Source organism: Aeromonas australiensis, from assembly GCF_000819725.1.
Lineage (GTDB): Bacteria > Pseudomonadota > Gammaproteobacteria > Enterobacterales > Aeromonadaceae > Aeromonas > Aeromonas australiensis.
Genome location: NZ_CDDH01000027.1, coordinates 43734 through 62368, shown reverse-complemented (window position 1 = coordinate 62368; position 18635 = coordinate 43734). Strand labels below are relative to the sequence as shown.

The 18635-nt window shown below is 59.5% G+C and carries 19 protein-coding genes; 8 read left to right on the top strand and 11 right to left on the bottom strand.

Annotation, left to right across the window (positions count from 1 at the left end; genetic code table 11):
* Nucleotides 1–43 precede the first annotated feature (43 nt).
* A complete protein-coding gene (gene add / locus BN1117_RS04350; protein WP_040095114.1) occupies nt 44–1045 on the top strand; it encodes an adenosine deaminase in 1002 nt (333 codons plus the stop codon).
* 91 nt (nt 1046–1136) lie between these two features.
* Here add and BN1117_RS04345 read toward each other — a convergent pair whose 3' ends face one another.
* From BN1117_RS04345 to BN1117_RS04335, 3 genes are all read right to left on the bottom strand, one after another.
* Nucleotides 1137–2171 carry a virulence RhuM family protein gene (locus BN1117_RS04345; protein WP_040095112.1) on the bottom strand — a complete coding sequence of 345 codons (1035 nt, stop codon included), beginning with the start codon at nt 2169–2171 and terminating at the stop codon, nt 1137–1139.
* A 205-nt stretch (nt 2172–2376) separates the two neighbouring features.
* A complete protein-coding gene (gene rmuC, locus BN1117_RS04340; RefSeq protein WP_052441411.1) occupies nt 2377–3717 on the bottom strand; it encodes a DNA recombination protein RmuC in 1341 nt (446 codons plus the stop codon).
* Entirely contained in the window at nt 3714–3929 is a 216-nt protein-coding gene (locus BN1117_RS04335) for a hypothetical protein (RefSeq protein WP_040095111.1), read from the bottom strand. The genes rmuC and BN1117_RS04335 overlap by 4 nt, the downstream gene beginning before the upstream one ends.
* A gap of 140 nt (nt 3930–4069) precedes the next feature.
* On the opposite strand from BN1117_RS04335, the gene BN1117_RS04330 reads away from it, so the two are divergent.
* Entirely contained in the window at nt 4070–4591 is a 522-nt protein-coding gene (locus tag BN1117_RS04330) for a ferredoxin-type protein NapF (protein ID WP_040095108.1), read from the top strand.
* A 72-nt stretch (nt 4592–4663) separates the two neighbouring features.
* Here the strand turns inward: BN1117_RS04330 and BN1117_RS04325 are convergent, their stop codons facing one another.
* The 6 genes from BN1117_RS04325 to aptA all read right to left on the bottom strand — a co-directional run bounded on the left by BN1117_RS04325 (nt 4664) and on the right by aptA (nt 11287).
* A complete protein-coding gene (locus BN1117_RS04325; RefSeq protein ID WP_040095107.1) occupies nt 4664–5116 on the bottom strand; it encodes an Rrf2 family transcriptional regulator in 453 nt (150 codons plus the stop codon).
* A gap of 345 nt (nt 5117–5461) precedes the next feature.
* Entirely contained in the window at nt 5462–6301 is an 840-nt protein-coding gene (locus tag BN1117_RS04320; protein WP_040095105.1) for a PfkB family carbohydrate kinase, read from the bottom strand.
* A gap of 106 nt (nt 6302–6407) precedes the next feature.
* Nucleotides 6408–7379, bottom strand: coding sequence for a LysR substrate-binding domain-containing protein (locus tag BN1117_RS04315; protein WP_005356189.1), 972 nt, complete (start codon nt 7377–7379; stop codon nt 6408–6410).
* Nucleotides 7380–7562: 183 nt separating this feature from the next.
* Nucleotides 7563–8291, bottom strand: coding sequence for a glutamine amidotransferase-related protein (locus BN1117_RS04310; protein ID WP_040095103.1), 729 nt, complete (start codon nt 8289–8291; stop codon nt 7563–7565).
* Nucleotides 8292–8377: 86 nt separating this feature from the next.
* The gene (locus BN1117_RS04305; protein ID WP_040095101.1) at nt 8378–9874 is read right to left on the bottom strand and encodes a CoA-acylating methylmalonate-semialdehyde dehydrogenase; all 1497 of its coding nucleotides are present in this window, start codon (nt 9872–9874) and stop codon (nt 8378–8380) included.
* A gap of 81 nt (nt 9875–9955) precedes the next feature.
* Complete coding sequence (aptA, locus tag BN1117_RS04300) at nt 9956–11287, bottom strand: omega-aminotransferase AptA (RefSeq protein ID WP_040095100.1); 1332 nt, start codon at nt 11285–11287, stop codon at nt 9956–9958.
* A 185-nt stretch (nt 11288–11472) separates the two neighbouring features.
* Between aptA and BN1117_RS04295 the strand changes: the two genes are divergently transcribed.
* The 5 genes from BN1117_RS04295 to BN1117_RS04280 all read left to right on the top strand — a co-directional run bounded on the left by BN1117_RS04295 (nt 11473) and on the right by BN1117_RS04280 (nt 16222).
* On the top strand, nt 11473–12015 hold the full coding sequence (locus tag BN1117_RS04295; protein ID WP_040095098.1) for a cupin domain-containing protein: 543 nt from the start codon (nt 11473–11475) through the stop codon (nt 12013–12015).
* A gap of 125 nt (nt 12016–12140) precedes the next feature.
* Nucleotides 12141–13637, top strand: coding sequence for an aldehyde dehydrogenase (locus BN1117_RS04290; RefSeq protein WP_040095097.1), 1497 nt, complete (start codon nt 12141–12143; stop codon nt 13635–13637).
* A 126-nt stretch (nt 13638–13763) separates the two neighbouring features.
* Entirely contained in the window at nt 13764–13934 is a 171-nt protein-coding gene (locus BN1117_RS19340) for a hypothetical protein (RefSeq protein WP_167334811.1), read from the top strand.
* Nucleotides 13935–14059: 125 nt separating this feature from the next.
* On the top strand, nt 14060–14983 hold the full coding sequence (gene rarD, locus BN1117_RS04285) for an EamA family transporter RarD (protein WP_040095095.1): 924 nt from the start codon (nt 14060–14062) through the stop codon (nt 14981–14983).
* A gap of 129 nt (nt 14984–15112) precedes the next feature.
* Nucleotides 15113–16222, top strand: coding sequence for a YeeE/YedE family protein (locus BN1117_RS04280; protein WP_209435224.1), 1110 nt, complete (start codon nt 15113–15115; stop codon nt 16220–16222).
* Between the two features lie 79 nt (nt 16223–16301).
* Here BN1117_RS04280 and ompA read toward each other — a convergent pair whose 3' ends face one another.
* Nucleotides 16302–17408 carry a porin OmpA gene (gene ompA, locus BN1117_RS04275; RefSeq protein WP_040095093.1) on the bottom strand — a complete coding sequence of 369 codons (1107 nt, stop codon included), beginning with the start codon at nt 17406–17408 and terminating at the stop codon, nt 16302–16304.
* 126 nt (nt 17409–17534) lie between these two features.
* On the bottom strand, nt 17535–18101 hold the full coding sequence (locus BN1117_RS04270) for a TetR/AcrR family transcriptional regulator (protein WP_040095091.1): 567 nt from the start codon (nt 18099–18101) through the stop codon (nt 17535–17537).
* Nucleotides 18102–18177: 76 nt separating this feature from the next.
* On the opposite strand from BN1117_RS04270, the gene BN1117_RS04265 reads away from it, so the two are divergent.
* Nucleotides 18178–18630 (top strand): HPP family protein, encoded by a 453-nt coding sequence (locus tag BN1117_RS04265; RefSeq protein ID WP_040095184.1) that lies wholly within the window; start codon nt 18178–18180, stop codon nt 18628–18630.
* Nucleotides 18631–18635: the final 5 nt, after the last annotated feature.

Genomic DNA, 18635 nt, shown 5'->3' with positions numbered 1-18635 from the left:
TAGAATGGCAGGCTTTCAAACCTGACTCGACGAGGGCGCCCCCATGATTGACAGATCTCTCCCCCTGACCGACCTGCACCGCCATCTGGACGGCAATATCCGCCCGCAAACCATCCTCGAGCTGGGTCGCCAACACAATATCCAGTTGCCAGCCTTCGAGCTGGAGGCGCTGCGCCCCCATGTGCAGATCGTCGAAAACGAGCCGAGCCTGGTCGCCTTCCTGAAGAAGCTGGACTGGGGCGTGGCCGTGCTGGCCGACTACGATGCCTGCCACCGGGTCGCCTACGAGAACGTGGAAGATCTGCTGCACGCCGGTATCGACTATGCCGAGCTGCGCTTCAGCCCGGCCTATATGGCGATGGCCCACAAGCTGCACCCGCAGGGCGTGGTGGAAGCGATCATCGACGGCGTGGCCGCGGGCAGCCGCGATTTCGGCATCAAGGCCAATCTGATCGGCATCATGAGTCGCACCTTCGGCACCGAGCAGTGCAATCAGGAGCTGGCCGCCTGTCTGGCCCACCGCGACAAGCTGGTGGCCATCGATCTGGCGGGTGACGAGCTGGGCTTCCCGGGGGAACTCTTTGTCGACCACTTCCGCAAGGTGCGCGATGCAGGCATGCGCGTCACCGTACACGCCGGTGAAGCCGCTGGCCCCGAGAGCATGTGGCAAGCCATTCGCGAGCTGGGTGCCGAGCGTATCGGCCACGGCGTCAAAGCGATTCAGGATCCGGCCCTGATGGCCTATCTGGCCGAGCACCGCATCGGCATCGAATCCTGCCTCACCTCCAACGTCCAGACCACCACGGTCGCGAGCCTGACCGAACACCCGATCCGCCAGTTCCTGGCTGCCGGCGTGCTGGCCTGCCTCAACACCGACGATCCGGCGGTGGAAGGGATCGACCTGCCCCACGAATATGAGGTGGCCGCTCCGGCTGCCGGCATGACGGCGAGCGAAATCCGCACCGCCCAGCAGAATGGCCTGACCCTGGCCTTCCTGAGCGATAGCGAGAAAGCCGAGCTGAGCGCCCGCGCCGCCAGCCGCTGATCCACACCGGCACTGCAAATGAAAACGGCCCACTTCGGTGGGCCGTTGTTATTCTACGTAGGCAGATACGTGGACCAGACCCTTCGGGTCGCTATTTCTCTTTTTTGAACATAGCTCTTAAGGCGGCAATATTGGACAAAGCCCCTTCAGCTTCTTTCAAGCGTCGGCGTTGTTCTGCGAAGCGATCAAATTCCAATCTTGCTTTCTCATCTGCCGTTTTTTTGGATATTTTCCCTGAGCCGCTCAACACATCTCGATCGTTAAAGCTCAAGAACTGATCGAGTTTCTCGGCCCAATCCTTTAGGAATACTTGTTTGCGGCGCAGTGCTTGGTCTTCGGCAAAATCTAGCCACATGTTAACAATGCGATTGAGTTCTTTGATTTCATCTTCACGCAGATAGTTTTTAGCGATAGTGACATCCGTCTTACGTACTTCATCGCCTTTATAGCTGGTCAGGCCCATATCAGGCTTATTGGCATCAACACGACTGGCGATAAGCTCTGCCGCAGTCATATGTGTGCAGGCATAATGCAGTTTATTCTGGATAGTTTGAAAAAATCGATTTGTCTCCTGGTTTGATGGCTCGTAATCAGCGGCCATGGTAAAGATCTCTTTTACCCGCAAATATACACGGCGCTCGCTGGCTCGGATATCGCGAATACGTTCCAGCATTTCATCAAAATAATCTGGTACCGCAGAGTTACCTACCGGCGGGTTTTTTAGGCGTTCATCATCCATAACGAAGCCCTTAATCAGATACTCTTTTAATGTCTGGGTTGCCCATTGACGAAATTGTGTGCCACGTAGTGAACGGACTCTGTATCCCACAGCCAGAATTGCATCGAGATTATAGTGGTCGATTTCACGAGATACTTGGCGGGTTCCTTCTAATCGAACTATCCGGAATTTCCGGATGGTTGCATTTTGTACAAGCTCACCTTCATGGTAGATATTGATCAGGTGCTCATTGATAGTACGAACATCCTTGTCATAAAGTTCTGCCATCGCGGCTTGAGAGAGCCACAAAGTGTCTGATTCAAAGCGGCATTCGACGCGAGTGTGACCATCCGCACTGGTAAAAAGCACAAACTCACCTTGAGGGGCCTGAGGGATGTTATCTGCCATTCAATCAACCTCTCTGCGTTATGGGGCATCGTTATTACACCGCTTCATTATGTCAAAAATCAGCTCGATGTAACTTGCCATCGCCTATGGTGACGTTCAGCAAAATTGGGGGGATGTCACCTTCGTTCAGTAGCGTATTAACCACATCCTGTTTCACTGCTTACGGAACCACGTTGGTAGTTGAGCAGCAGCGTCATCTGGCTAACTACTCCCGCTCCTGGTCGCGCTCCAGCGCCCGTTCCACCAGCGGCTCGGGCAGGCTCTTGGTCACCTCCACCCCCAGCTCGCGGAAACGCTCGACCTGGGCAATCAGGTTGCCACGGCCGTTGACCAGCCGTCCCATCGCCTTGTCGTAGCTCTCCTGCGCCTTGTGCAGGCTGCCCCCCATCTGCTGCATCTCCTCCACAAACAGCCGCAGCTTTTCGTAGAGGCGACCGGCCCGTTCGGCAATCTGGCGGGCATTCTGGTTCTGCCGCTCGTAACGCCACAGGTTCTCGATGGTGCGCAGCGCCACCATCAGGTTGGTGGGGCTCACCAGCAGGATATTGTTGTCGAGACCGTAACGCACCAGCGAGGGATCCGCTTCCATCGCCGTGAGGAAGGCGGGCTCCACCGCGACAAACATCAGCACATAGTCGAGGGTGCGCACCCCGGGCAACTGCTGGTAATCCTTGCGGCCCAGCTCGCGGATGTGGTTGCGCACCGAGGCGACGTGCTCCTTGAGTGCCACCGCCTTCTCCAGCTCGTCTTCGGCGTTGTACCAGCGTTCGTAGGCGGTCAGCGACACCTTGGCGTCGATGATGATGTCCTTCTCCTGCGGCAGGTGGACGATCACATCGGGCTGGTAACGCTTGCCCTTCTCCACCTCGATATTGACCTGGGTGTGGTACTCGTGGCCCTCGCGCAGACCGCATTCGCTGAGGATCCGCGCCAGCACCACTTCACCCCAGTTGCCCTGCTGCTTGCTGTCACCCTTGAGGGCGCGGGTCAGCGCCGCCGCCTCTTCGGTCATGCGGGCATTGAGCTCGGCGAGGCGCTCCAGTTCGAACTTGAGGCTGTGGCGCTGGGCCGTCTCCTGAGCGTGAGTCTCGCCTACCTGACGGCGGAAGCCCTCCAGCTGCTCCTTGAGCGGCGTGAGCAGCAGATCGAGGCTGTTCTGGTTCAATTCGCGGAAGTTACCCGAGTTTTGCTCGAAGATCCGGTTGGCGAGATTCTCGAACTGCTGGCTGAGGCGCTGCTCTGCCTCCTGTTGCAGTTGCAGCTTCTCGGCGGCGGCCAGCCGTTCGCTGCGCAGGGTCGCTTCCGCATCCTTGAGGCGGGCGGTGAGCTTGATGAGCAGGGTCTGCTGCTGCTCCAGCTTCTGCTGGCCCTGCATCCGCTCATCCTGCAACTCATCGAAGCGATCCTGTAGCGCTTGATAGCGCTCCTGCACCAGCATCAGCTCCTGAGCTTGCGCCGTGGCGGCCCGTCGCCCAATCAGCCAGCCAAGCCCGAGGACCAACACGGCGGCGGGCAACAAAATCCCCCAGAACCCGGGGTCGATCATTGGCGCCCCCGCTGGCGCAGAAAGAGTTCAAGATAGCGGTTAACCAAAATCCAGAGCACCACATAGATCAGGTAGGCGGCCAGTACCACCCACTTATGGGAATTCACCCCGGTATCGAGCTCGGCGAACTCGATATCCTGGATACGGCAGTAGGCCCATATCAAGAGAGGGAAGACATAGAGCAGGGACGCACGCCAGAGAAATAGCCACATATGTTTTGATTCAACCACGTAAAAAGACCCGTCTAGCTTACACAAGGGCAACTGCGCTTGCGATCCTGACGGCCGCTATTCTCTGGCCTGCTTCCCGAAACTTCGATAAAATTAACCCCTAATAGGTATCAGGGGCGAGCATGACTCACTATTTCCTGCGTTGGCTGACACAAGGTTGGCAAGCTTCCCGCAAACCCGCCGTGGTTTGTCATGAAGCGCGCCCGCCGTGGGCCATCGAGGAGTCCCAGTACCTCTCCCTCTGCACCCGCTGTGGCGAATGTTTCAAGGCCTGCCCGCGCGGTCTGCTCAAACCGGCCACCCAGCAGGAGTACGAGGGGAGTCCCATCGCTGGTACGCCAGTGCTCGATCTCGCCTGCGGCCAGTGCAGCTACTGCGGCAGCTGCGCCAGAGCCTGTCCCACCGGCGCCCTCGACCTGCAACTGGGTCGTCAGGTGCAGACCAGGGTGCAGATTGAAGAGAGCTGTCAGGCACGGCAGGGATTCTACTGCCTGCTCTGTGAAGATGCCTGCCCGCAACAGGCGATCAAGGCAACAACCGATGGCATCAACGTCAATATGGATGCCTGCAATGGCTGCGGTGCCTGCGGCCTCGCCTGCCTGCACGGTGCCATCACCCTGATCCGCCAGCCAGGCAGTCGCTAAAAACCACCTGCGTACAAAAGCAAAAGGGGCCATCAGGCCCCTTTCACATCTTGTTCGTTATTCCGCGCCCCGTCAGGCCATGGTCACAATAGTCTCTTGCTCGATACCCAGCAGGTGGCAGAGACGGTTGGGATCACGCACCGCATCTGCCAAGGTGTACTCGCCCAGCACTTCGAGGAAAGCATTCATGGCGCGACGCAGAATGCCCTGAATGCGGCAGCCACCGGAGAGGCGGCAATTTTCGCGTTTGCAGTCGACCGGACAGAGCACATGCTCCATGTCCATCACCACATCCCGCAAATTGATGGAGACCGCCGAGCGACCGAGGCGGATGCCACCGTGCTTGCCGCGTACCGTCTCGATATACCCCTTGATACCAAGCTGATGCACAATTTTGACCACGTGGTTGCGAGAGATAGCGAAGGTATCAGCCACTTCGGTAATGGTCGACAGACGATCCCCCGGCTGAACCGCCAGGAAGGTCAGGGTACGCAGGGCGTAGTCGGTAAATCGTGTCAGTTGCATGGTCGCACTTGCCTCTTACTACAAGCCAGGAATCAGGACGACAACATTGAGCTAAGAGGCAGGAGACAACCGGTTTGCCTCTGTTTGCCATTGGTTCGCCAGAGGGGGGGCCTGTCTCTTAATCTGAGTTGCGGAGTGACAGGTTAAGAGCAGCACAACCGGGTGTCGATGAAGATGCACATAAATCGACACTTTCTTTGATTGATCGCAAACTTGCCGGGTTAGCCCGGCGTTTACCCGCTTTATGGCGGGTAAATCTCCCGAAATGCGCCCGTCACCCAGCCCTTTCGACAAGCAGCCCCATGGCCCGCAATCCCATCGTCAATCGACCATCAGAGAGACGGCTTAGTGGGGCTGTTTCAGCCAGTTTTTTAGCGCGACCGAGGGGATGGAGCTCTCGGAGGCGACGGCAAACGCGCCCCAGTCCACCGCACACTGCAGCGCATCCTTGATGGCCATGCCCCGCGCCAATCCGTGTATCAATCCGCCGGCGAAGGCATCCCCTGCCCCCGTGGTATCGACCACAGATACAGGGCGGGCGGCAACCCGGATCTGCTCCTCACCGTGGATGGCCACGGCACCTGCCTTGCCTTCGGTCAGCACCAACCATTCGAGCTGATCCCCCGCCAGCTGGCGGGCATGCTGCCAGGGGTCGCTCACCTCGCCGAGATCGGAGCGTGAGGCCACCAGCACATGGCAGGGGCGGCGCGCTTGGCCGCCCTTGGGATACTGGGCCACCACAAAGCTCTTGCCGAGCATCTGGCGCATGTAGCTGATGATGGCGGTGCCGGGATAGTTGACATAGAGGCAATCCACCCCCTCCAGCGGCAGATCGCCGGGCAGATCGGGACGCCGCGGGCGGCGCAGTATGGTGCGCTCGCCGGTGGCGTCCACCAGGATCAGCAGCTCGCCGGTCTCGCCGCCAAAGCGCTCCACATGGCTGCAATCCAGCCCGTAACCGGCCGCCTGCTCCAGCAGCCAGTCGCCGGTCTCGTCCAGCCCGATGCGGGAGGCAATGGTCACCTCGTGACCCGCCCACACCAGTCCGATGCCGGTGTTGGCGGCACCACCTCCCAGCCTGCGCCCCTGATCCACGTATTGCAGCCGAGCCCCCGCCACCAGCGGCTCGGAGAGGGAGAGCACATGATCACAATTGAGATTGGCAAGCAGCAGAATGCGGGACATAGAGACCTCGGACGATGGCGATAGCCCAAAAGAGACAGGCTGAACTCCGAGTAGAGCTCAGCCTGATAGCAGAGACAACTGGCAACAGTCGGGAATCCGATCGGGATCAATAGATGGGCAGCTCTACCCCTGCCAGCAGCTCATCGATGCGGGCCTGACTCGGCTGCTGCATCACGCTCTGGATCACCTCCTTGGTGAGGTGGGGCGAGAAAGAGCTGATAAAGTCGTACATGTAGTTCTGCAGCAAGATGCTCTTGCTGAAACAGATCTGCGCCGGACAGGGCTTGAACAGGTGCTCCAGATTGATGGAGACCAGCCCGGGGCTGTCGGTGTCGTTGGCTACCAGCGAGGAGATGATGCCGATGCCAAAGCCCAGCTCTACGTAGCGCTTGATCACCCCGGCGTCCATCACCGTCATGTAGTAGCTCGGGGTGAGACCGGCGGCATGAAATACCTCGTCCTGCACCTGACGACCGGTGGCGCCACTCTCGTAGCTGAGGATCGGGTAGTGGCAGAGCTGCTCCAGGGTCGGCTTCTTCACCTTGGCCAGCGGGTGATCCTGCGGCACCACCAGCGAGAGGGTCCAGAGGTAGGCTGGCAGCGCAATCAGCTCCTTGTCGAAGCCAATTTCGTGGGCAACGATGGAGAAATCGGAGTAACCCTTGCTGATCTGCTCCTTGCTCGCCGACATCACCGGATGGAGGTGGAACGAAATTTTGGGATACTTCTTGGTGAAGTAGGTGACCGACTTGGGCAGCAGGTAGCGGGCGATGGTGTGGGTGGTGTGGATGTTGAGAGTACCCACGGTCGGATCCAGATACTCGCGGGAGATCGCCTTGATCTTGCTCTCGATGTTGAGCATTGCCTCGGCACACTTGATGATCTCTTCCCCTACCGGGGTGATGCGGTGCAGGTGTTTGCCACGGCGCTCGAAGATCCGCACCCCCAGCTCGCTCTCCAGCAGGCCAATCTGTTTGCTGACCCCCGGCTGACTGGTGAAGAGCGCATCGGAAGCCACGGACACATTGAGGTTGTGGTCCCGGATCGCGATCAAATACTTCAATTGCTGTAGTTTCAAGGCGTCACACTCTCACACTGGTTTGGCTCAGACAGGTTTGGCTCAGGCCGGGACGGCAATCAAGCCAGAAAAACAGGCCGCCACATAGGCGGCCAGTGTACCATCCGATCCCGACATCTCAGCGCTTGATCCTTCATTTTGCTACAAAATCTAGCATCCGAAGGGGTGGCTGACAAACCGGGTTCAGGCCGCGCCAGCCCGCAGCGGCAGGATCCCCAGAAACTGCAGCAGCCACTGCATCATGGTCGCCGAATCCACCTCCCCCTCCAGCGAGGAGAGGCTGCTCTGGTAGCGCTCGTCGGGCAACAGGCCACGACGCCGTTCGATCAGCGCCCGGTTGTACTCCACCGAGAACTCCGGATGCCCCTGAATGGCGACGATGTGATCACCCTGCAAAAACATGAAGTTGGGACAAAAATCGTTGCCCGCCAGCCGGGTTGCTCCCGGTGGCAGCAGGGCCACCTGATCCTGATGACTGGCCAGAATGCGGATCTGATCCCGCGCCGGCGCCATCCAGGGCTCATCTGCCAACATGGGGTGCACCGCCACCCCCAGCCCCCACCCCTTGGTGGACTTCACCACTTCGCCCCCCAGCGCCTGGGCGATCACCTGATGACCGAAGCAGATCCCGGCCAGCTTGACGTCGGCATCGTGGGCCTGACGGATCCACGCCCTCAGGGCCTGGATCCAGGGGATATCGCTGTAAGCATCGTGGCGCGAGCCGGTGATAAGCCAGGCATCACACTCGTGCAGATCTTCCGGCAATTCGCCATCGATGGCTGACCAGACCCGAAATTCCAGCTCGGGTGCCAGCGGCTGAAACCCCCTGATAAACATCTCGGAGTAGACGGGGCCAAAACGATCCGCCAGATCAGGATCGAGCCGGTCACAATCGAGAATTCCCAATCGCATCTGTTGCTCCTTTACAGAAGTGCCCCCGCAGATCAGCAATCTGCGGGGGCAGGATAATCAAGTCATAGTGGTGAGCCTCGGGCTCATCACTTCATGGTTGGCATGGAGAACTCGGCACCGCTGCGCAGGCTCTGGGGCCAGCGCGCTGTCACCGTCTTCATCCGGGTATAGAAGCGAACTCCGTCCGGCCCGTGCATATTGAGCGGCCCGAAGATGGAGCGCTTCCAGCCGCCAAAGCTGTGAAACGCCATCGGCACCGGAATGGGGACGTTCACCCCCACCATACCGACCTGCACCCGCGCCGTGAAGTCCCGCGCGGTGTCGCCGTCACAGGTAAAGATGGCGGTGCCGTTGCCGTACTCGTGCTCGTTGATGAGGCGCAGCGCCGTCTCGTAGTCCGGCACCCGCACAATGGAGAGCACAGGGCCGAAGATCTCCTCACGGTAGATGCGCATCTCTGGCGTCACCTCGTCAAACAGGCAACCCCCGATAAAGTAACCCTCGTCGTGGTTCAGGGTGCGGCCATCGACCCGCAGCGCGGCCCCTTCGGCCACCCCCTGATCCACGTAGCCGCGCACCTTGGCCAGATGCTCTTGGCTGATGAGCGGCCCCATCTCGCTTTCCGGGCTCTGGCCCAGCCCAGGGCCCACCCGCAGTTTTTCCACCAGCGGCGTCAGCTTGGCCACCAGCGCATCGGCGGTCTCGTCACCCACCACCACCGCCACCGAGATGGCCATGCAGCGCTCGCCCGCCGCCCCATAAGCGGCCCCCATCAGGGCAGAGACAGCCTGATCGAGATCCGCATCCGGCATCACCACCATGTGGTTCTTGGCGCCGCCCAGCGCCTGAACTCGCTTGCCGTGGGCGGAGGCAGTTGAATAGATGTACTGGGCGATGGGGGTGGAGCCGACAAACGACACGGCACCGACCCGTGGATCGGTCAGCAGCACATCCACCACCTCCTTGTCACCGTTCACCACGTTGAGCACGCCGTCCGGCAGACCGGCCTCCTTGAGCAGCTCGGCCATCCGCAGCGAGAGGGAGGGATCCTTCTCGGAGGGTTTGAGGATAAAGGTGTTGCCGCAGGCGATGGCGACCGGGAACATCCAGAGCGGCACCATGGCCGGGAAGTTGAACGGGGTGATACCGGCGCAGACCCCCACCGGTTGCATCATGGAGTAGCTGTCTACCCCGCGACCGACGTTGAGGGAGTGCTCCCCCTTGAGCAGATGGGGAATGCCGCAGGCAAACTCCACCACCTCCAGCCCGCGGGTCAACTCACCCTGGGCATCGGAGAAGACCTTGCCATGCTCGCGGCTGATGAGCTGGGCCAGCTCGTCCCTGTGTTGCTCCATCAACTCCTTGAAGCGGAAAAAGACCCGGGCCCGCACCAGCGGCGGGGTTTGTGACCAGTCTGCAAAGGCGCGCTCGGCGATGGCGATCGCCTCCTGACACTCGGCGGCGCTGGAAAGCCCGACGCTCCCCTGCTGCTTGCCGCAGGCGGGATTGAAGATGGCACCCTGGCGCTCGCTGCGACTCTCCTGCGGCTGGCCGTTAATGAAGTTGCTGACCCTGTATGTCATGTATCCTCCGTGATAACTGATGTGGTAAATGCGCTAAGCAAACCAACGCAAGGCCCCGCCAGTGCGGGGCCATCAAATGGGTTAGGGTTGTGCCTGCAGGGCATCCTGCAGCAGGGTAAAGAGATCGTCGATCTGGCTGCGCTCTATGATGAGGGGTGGCGACAGGGCGATGATGTCGCCAGTCACCCGGATAAGCGCCCCCTGCTCGAAGCAGCGAACAAACACCTCATAGGCGCGCTTGCCCGGTGCATCCGGCATGGATTCCAGCTCGATACCCGCCACCAGCCCGTAGTTGCGAATGTCTTTGACATGCTTGCACCCCTTGAGAGAGTGAACCGCCTCCTCCCAGTAGCCCGCCAGATCGGCGGCGCGGCTGAGCAGGTTCTCGTTGCGATAGATCTCGAGGGTCGCCAGACCCGCAGCAGCAGCCACCGGATGGCCGGAGTAGGTGTAGCCGTGGAACAGCTCGATAGCCCCCTTTCCTGCCGCCATCATGTCGTCATAAATGTGCTTCTGCACCAGCACAGCCCCCATCGGGATAGCGCCGTTGGTGAGCCCCTTGGCGCAAGTGATCATGTCGGGGATGACATCGAACTCCTGTGCGGCGAAGGGGGAGCCGAGGCGACCGAAACCGGTGATCACCTCGTCAAAAATCAGCAGGATGCCGTGTTTGGTACAGATCTCCCGCAGCCGCTTGAGGTAGCCTTTGGGGGGCATCAGCACGCCGGTACTGCCAGCGATGGGCTCGACAATCACCGCCGCGATATTGCTGGCATCGTGCAGGAAGACGATCTTCTCCAACTCGTCGGCCAGCGCCACATCCTCCTCGGGCAGTCCTTTGGTGAAGGCATTCTTGGCGATGTTGAGGGTATGGGGCAGATGATCCACCCCGGTCAGCAGGGAGCCGAACCACTTGCGGTTGCCAGGGATCCCCCCCACCGAGATGCCGCCAAAGCCGACCCCGTGATAGCCACGCTCGCGGCCAATCAGCCGGGTACGGGTGCCCTGACCGCGAGCCCGCTGCCAGGCCAGCGCGATTTTGAGCGCGGTATCGACTGACTCTGAGCCGGAGTTGGTGTAGAAGACGTGGCCAAAGCCCTTGGGAGCGATCTCCACCAGCTTGTTGGCCAGCTCGAACGGCAGCGGGTGGCCCATCTGGAAAGTGGGGGCAAAATCGAGGTGGGAAATCTGCTGGGAGACCGCCTCGGCAATCTCGCGCCGACCATGGCCCGCGTTGCAACACCAGAGTCCGGCTGTGCCATCCAGTATCTTGCGGCCATCCTCTGAGTGATAATACATCCCCTCTGCCGACTTCAGGATACGCGGCGCCGCCTTGAACTGCTGGTTGGCGGTGAACGGCATCCAGAAGGCGGACATGTCGGAGGGCGTATTGATGTCGCTGATCGGTTTCATGGTCACCTCATCCTTAAGGTGTTTAGCAACTTCCGGCTAATGCCTATTAAATTAAACACCCGAATCCATAAAAAGGGGCTCATTATAGCCCTGCCTGATGCCACCCAGGCTAGACACATCAGCAGGGTGGTATAAGATATTTAACACAATTTTAATAATAGTAAACAGTCAAGGAGTGTCTATAGATGGATATCGGTCACCGCCTCAAGGCGGTTCGCACCCAGGCAGCCCTCTCCCAGCGCGAGCTGGCCAAACGCTCCGGTGTGACCAACGGATTTATCTCCCAGATCGAGAAAAATCAGGTGAGCCCCTCTGTTGCCTCCCTGCGCAAGGTGCTGGAAGGTATCCCCATGTCGCTGGCCAGTTTTTTTACCGACGAGACCGAAATGGACTCAGAAGTGATCTTCCGCGCCGCCGACATGCCGGACCTCGGCACCCACCCCATCAGCTACCGACTGGTGGGTCACAGCCGCGCCAACCGTGCCATCGGCATGTTACAGGAGGTATTGCCACCGGGCGCCGACACCGGCGACGACATGCTGAGCCACGAGGGTGAAGAGTGCGGCATCGTCATCAAGGGCGAAGTAGAAGTGACCGTGGGCGAGCAGGTCTACCTGCTGGGCGCCGGAGATGGCTACTACTTCGACAGTCGCACCCCCCACCGCTTTCGCAATGTGGGCGAACAGGAGTGCGTACTGATCTCGGCCAACACCCCCGCCAGTTTCTAACAGGGTGATAAGGGGTCAACCAGCGGCCAATGTTTAATGAATTGTTACAATGTGGATTTACAAGCGGCAGGATGTTTAGCATATTGATACGCGGAAACTGACTTTTGCCGGTTCAAGGAGTGAACATGAGTGACCTGACCCTGGCCCAGTGGCAACACAAGGCCGCCCATCTGACCCTGCCCTCGCAAGCCTTTATCAATGGCAGCTATCGGGATGCCGTCAATGGCGCCACCTTCGATTGCATCAACCCGGCCAACGGCAAGCTGCTGACCAAGGTGGCGGCCTGCGATGCCGCCGATGCCGAACTGGCGGTGCAGGCCGCGCGTGCCGCTTTTGAGGACAAACGCTGGAGCGGCCTGCCGCCGAAACAGCGCAAGCAGATCATGCAGCGTTTCGCCGAGCTGATGCGCCTCAACAAGGTGGAGCTGGCGCTGCTGGAGTCGCTGGATATGGGCAAACCCATCGGCGATGCCATGGGCTATGACGCCCCCGCCGCCGCCAACTGTATCGCCTGGAACGCCGAAGCGATCGACAAGATCTACGATCAGGTCGCCCCGGTGGAGGAATCCGCCCTGGCGCTGGTGACCCGCGAAGCGCTCGGGGTAGTTGCCGCCATAGTGCCCTGGAACTTCCCGCTGGTGATGGCCTGCTGGAAGCTGGGCCCGGCGCTCGCCACCGGCAACTCGGTCATTCTCAAGCCTTCCGAGAAATCTCCGCTGACGGCCCTGCGTATCGCCGGTCTGGCCAAGGAGGCGGGTATTCCGGACGGCGTGTTCAACGTGCTGCCGGGCTTTGGCCATACAGTGGGTGAGGTGCTGGCCATGCATATGGATGTGGACTGCATCACCTTCACCGGCTCCACCAAGATCGGCAAACATCTGGTGGAGTGCTCCGGCAAGTCCAACCTCAAGCGCGCCTTTATGGAGTGCGGCGGCAAGAGCCCCAACATCATACTGGCGGATGCGCCGGATCTGGACGCCGCGGCCAAGAGCGCCGCTGGCGCCATCTTCTACAACCAGGGCGAGGTGTGTACCGCCGCCTCTCGGCTGCTGGTGCAAAACAGCATCAAACCGCAATTTATGGAGCGACTGCTGGCTCATGCCCGCGAGTGGATCTCGGCCAACCCGCTCGATCCCGCTACCCGGATCGGCGCCATGGTGGATCACATCCAGATGGAGCAGGTGCTGCGCTATATCGAGATTGGCAAGCAGGAGGGGGCCAAGCTACTGCTGGGCGGCAACCGCACCAATATGGAGAGTGGCGGCTTCTATATCGAACCCACCATCTTCGACGACGTGACCCCCGAGATGCGCATCTTCCGCGAGGAGATCTTCGGCCCGGTGCTGGCAGTGACCGGCTTCGATACGCTGGAAGAGGCCATTGCGCTGGGCAACGACTCCGACTATGGGCTGGCGGCAGCGATCTGGACGGCGGATCTCAACAAGGCGGTGAAAGGCTCCCGCGCCCTGCGCGCCGGTACCGTGTTCGTCAACAACTGGGATGGTGGCGACATGACCATGCCGTTTGGCGGCTTCAAGCAGTCCGGCAACGGTCGCGACAAGTCACTTCATGCGCTGGAGAAGTACACCGAGCTGAAAAGCACCTGGATTCAGCTGGAATAACACGACAAAGCAGCGCTATCGGATCAAAAAGGGGGAGAAATCCCCCTTTTGCATTTTTGGCCTTCCATCACCGGGCTCAATCCTTATAATGATAAAAAAGCCAACGTGTTAAATATAAAGACAAAAATGCTATTTTTTCTGGGAAGCGTACTTTTTCTGGTGATCGGTTTGCCCCTGCTGTTCTTCGTGCTGGGGCACGGCGAGGCCTACGTGACCTGGGGCCCCTGGATCTCCGCCATCGCCCTGATGCTCTGGCTGTTGATGGAGGTCGACAAGATCCGCCGCGGTAAAGGCTGACCGGCCAGCCACACTCCTCCTTTCCCTCAAACTTCGTTTATTCGCTTCTTTCCCCGCAAAAGGATCGCTACACTGATTTTTTGCGATGTTTTCCCGCATCCAACGCTTCAGTAAAGGTCATCCGCATGCCGCAACAGATCCAGCGTCAGGGCGTCATCTACGCCCTGTGCGCCTATACCCTTTGGGGGCTGGCCCCCATCTATTTCAAAACCCTCTCTGCTGTACCCGCCCCGGAAATCCTTACCCACCGGATGATCTGGTCCTGCGTGCTGCTGATGGTGCTGACCCTGCTAGGTCGCCAGTGGCACAAGGTACAAGCTGTGCTGCGCCAGCCAAAAGTGCTGCTCATCCTGGCCTTTACCTCGGTCACCGTCGGCGGCAACTGGCTGCTGTTTATCTGGGCCATCAACAATGGCCATATGCTGGATGCCAGCCTCGGCTACTACATCAACCCGCTGTTCAACGTGCTGCTGGGCATGGTGTTTCTGAGCGAGAAGCTGCGCCGCCTGCAGTGGTGGGCGGTAGCCCTGGCCTTTGCCGGGGTCGCAATCCAGCTTATCGCCTTTGGCTCCTTGCCCTGGATTGCGCTGGTGCTGGCATCGAGCTTTGCCATCTATGGGCTGGTGCGCAAAAAACTGGCTCTCGATGCCCTCACCGGTCTGCTGATCGAAACCATGATCATGCTGCCGCCAGCCGCCATCTATCTGTGGGGCTTTGCCGACAGTCCCACCAGCCATCTCACCCAGAACGACTGGCACCTCAACCTGCTGCTGATCGCCGCTGGCGCCGTCACCACAGTCCCCCTGCTCTGTTTCACCGCCGCAGCTACCCGGCTCAAGCTCTCGACCCTGGGCTTCTTCCAGTACATTGGCCCCAGCATGATGTTCATCCTTGCGGTCACTCTCTATGGGGAAGCGCTGGCGATGGACAAACTGCTCACCTTCGCCTGCATCTGGAGTGCGCTGGTGCTGTTCAGTCTGGATGGGCTACGCAACGGTAGAAGATCAACCAGAGCGGACAGCATCACGCTATCAAAATCAAATCCGTAAATAACAAAACAGCTATAAGCGAGATGCCATTTTCTCGCTTCTTACTCTGCTAAACCGATAGCCTTGGACTCAATGAGGGAATAGGATCCGCACTCCCAACTCTTCATCCAGCTATAAGGATTAACGGTTATGACTCGAAAATGGTCGCTCCCCATCGTGGTACTCGCGGGGGGAGCGTTACTCTGGCTCGGCAACACCTTTGGTATGAAATGGGCCCTGATGGCCCTGTTAGGAGGAGGCTTCGGCTTCACCCTCTCCTTCAGTCGCTTCGGCATCGTGTTCGGTTGGCGCGAAATGCTGACCAAGCGCAACAGCTACTTTGTGCGGGTTCACCTGCTCACCATCGCCATCGAAATTCTGCTGTTCACCACCTTCCTCTCCTTTAGTCACGCCCTGTTTGGCGATGCCATGGTGGGTAACGTGATGGCTATCGGCATTCCCTTCATCGTCGGCGCCTTCCTGTTCGGCATCGGCATGCAGCTGGCAGGCGTCTGTGCCACCGGCACTCTTTATTGCTGCGGCGAGGGGCAACCCCGCTTCTGGCTGGTGCTGATCTGCTACGGCATCGGCACCCTCATCAGCAACCAGTTCCGCCCCGAACTGGAGGCCACCTTCTCCAGCCATGTTGTGCTGGCCCGGGATCTGACCGGCAATATCTGGAGCGGCATGCTGCTCAATCTGACGCTGGTTGCCGTGCTGTTCCTGCTGTTTCGCAACAGCGAGCTCAAACGCACCGGCGAACTCAAGCCCCTCTTCAGCGGCGGCAACCTGTTCTGGCGCGATGGCCGCTTCACCGTGCTGACCGGCGGCATCATCATCGCCCTGCTCAACTCCTCCGTGGTCGCCCTGCACGGCTCGGCCTGGACCATCACCGGTGCCATCTATGACATGGCGCTGCGCGGCGCCTCCCTGTTCGGTCTGTTCGAGGGGCACCCCAAACTGGCTCAGCCGCTCTTTCTCAACCCCATGGTCGGCATGTTCTGGCTCGGCATTCTGGGGGCCATGCTGGCACGCAGCATCAGCGGTGGCAGCAACTTTGCCCCGATGCGGCTCGGCAACAGCCTGGCATCCATCATCGGCGGTCTGCTGATGGGGATGGGGGCCATGTACGCCGCCTGCAACCTCGGCGGTTTCTTTGATGGCACAGCATCTGGCAGTCTGCACGGTTGGGTCTGGATGCTGATGGCCCTCGCAGGCAGCCTGATCGGCATTCGCCTGCGTCCGCTGTTCGGGCTCTGATGCTCGACATAGTAAACACCCCATAAGAAACGGGAGGCCAAGCCTCCCGTTTTTACATTGATCGCCCCCATCGCTCTACTTATTGGGCAGGCTGGGAAACCCCTTCCAGATGAATTTCCACCCGGCGATCCGGTGCCAGACAGGCGATCAGCTCCTGTTTGGAGCGGCTGGCACAGCTGTTGCCAGTGACCGGATTAGCCTTGCCACGTCCCTCGACCCGCACCTTGTCGGCATACAAGCCTTTGGATACCAGATAGCTGGCCACGCTCTGGGCCCGCTGCTCGGAGAGGGACTGGTTGTAGTTGTCGGAGCCGATGCGGTCGGTATAACCGATAACAGTTGCGACGCCATCTTTCGGATTGGCTGCCACAATCTGGCTAAACAGGTTATCAAGCGCCTGATTAGCCGCAGGTTTCAGAGTTGCCTTGTTGAACTCGAACAGCACATCGGAGCTCAGGCTGAAGGTCTTGGGTTCCACCACCACTACCGGGGCCGGTTCGACAGCCGGCGCAGGTGCCGGTGCAGCAACCTCGCCACCTTGCTGGCCGAAGCGATAGAGCATACCGAACGAGATCAGGCCGTTGTCCATTTCGATGCCGGAGCGATCGAGAGACGCATCCCCCAGCGGGGTGGTGTACTGGTACTCCAGACGGGCAGCCCAATCACGATCGATGGCGTATTCGGCACCCAACGCCCCGACGAAGGCGGCACCATGCTTGTTACCACTTTCCTTGATGAAATCGGTAGCGGTGCGGGCTGATAGCTCACTATTGGTCCAGGCATAGCCACCACCAATCCGGCCATACAGATCGAACACATCGTTAACCGGGAAGCTGATCTTCATGGTGGCCTGAATCATCTGACTCTTGGCTTCACCTTCGATCTTGATCCCACTCATCTCGCCGGATGAGGTGTACTTGCCAAACCAGTCATAACCCAGCTCAAACGCCAGATTAGGGTTAACCTGGTACCCGGCAAACGCACCCAATCCAAGAGCATCTTGGCTAGTACCTGTATTGCCGAGCGCTCCCAAGGTGCTGGAAACCACCTGCTTCTGATCGACGTCAAAATACTTTGACCAACCGGCCTTGCCACCGGCGTACCAGGTATTATCCTGCGCGGCGGCGTGAACAGCACCGGCCGCCAGCAAACCGCTGACCAATACGGCAAGCATGGATTTATTCATATTTTTTGCCTCTGCAATAAGTCGTTATCGGCGCCTGAGTGCGCACTCTCCCTGTGTGAAGCCGTCAGGCGGCCTCTCCATCGATCAGGGTATCCCATCCGAACGCAGCCTCAAATGACCAGCAGCTCAGGAGTGTGAAGCGGCCTGCATTATCGCGGTATCGTCGGTCAAAATGGTCTTTGCCAGCATTCTGGCCTGCTCCAGCGCCAGTGGCTGTTGATAGCTGTGGGCCATCACGATCGCTCCCTCCAGCAGCAGGCAAAGCCCGGTGGCCTGTGCCAGAGAGCAATCGAGCTGGTTTATCACCCAGCCCAGTAACGCCTGCTTATGGGCCATCACCAGCTTGCGCACCGGATGGCGCGGGTCGGCAAACTCGGCGCTGGCGTTGATAAAGTTGCAGCCATAGAAATCAGAGCGGCCAAACCACTCTGCAAAGCCGTCAAACAGCGCCTGCAGGCGAGCTTCGCGTCCGGTCACGTCGGCCAGCCGTTGGTCAAGCAGGGCGAAGAACTCCCGGTCACGAGCGAGCAGCACCTCCTCAATCAAGGCATCCTTGGTCGGGAAGTGGCGATAGAGGGTGCGCTTGGTACTCCCCGCCTCGGCCCAGATGCGATCTATGCCGGTGGCATGAAAGCCATGACGGTTGAACAGACGGTAAGCCGTCGCCACCAGTTGTTGACGCTTCTCGCTCATGATTTGCCTCTTGAAGTACACCGATCTGTCTACCTAATGTGCCTAAGCAGTTCTGACAAACCAAGAGGAAAACATGATGACGAAATGGTATGGCCCGCTATGGGCAGGTGTAGGCACCGCACTCACCATCGGCATATTGGGAGGGCTCAATCTGAGCTGGCACGTGGCGCTGGTCATGGCACCTTTCGGGGCCAGCTGTGTGTTGCTGTTTTCCCTGCCCGATAGTCCGCTGGCGCGCCCCAAAAACGTGCTGGGTGGACACCTGCTGACGGCCTGCGTCGGACTGGTGATCGGCATGCTTCCCCTCCCTGCTGAAGTACAGATGGCGCTGGCAACAGGGCTGGCCATCGCCCTGATGCAGGGATTGAATCTGATCCACCCCCCTGCTGGCGCCAACCCCTTGCTGATCCTGATGACGGGACAGGAACCAGCCTTCCTGTGGCAGACCGTATTGCCGGGCACCCTGCTGCTAATGACGCTGGCTTATGGTTTTCAAATGCTGCGACGCAAGCGACCGGCCACAGCCTGAAACAG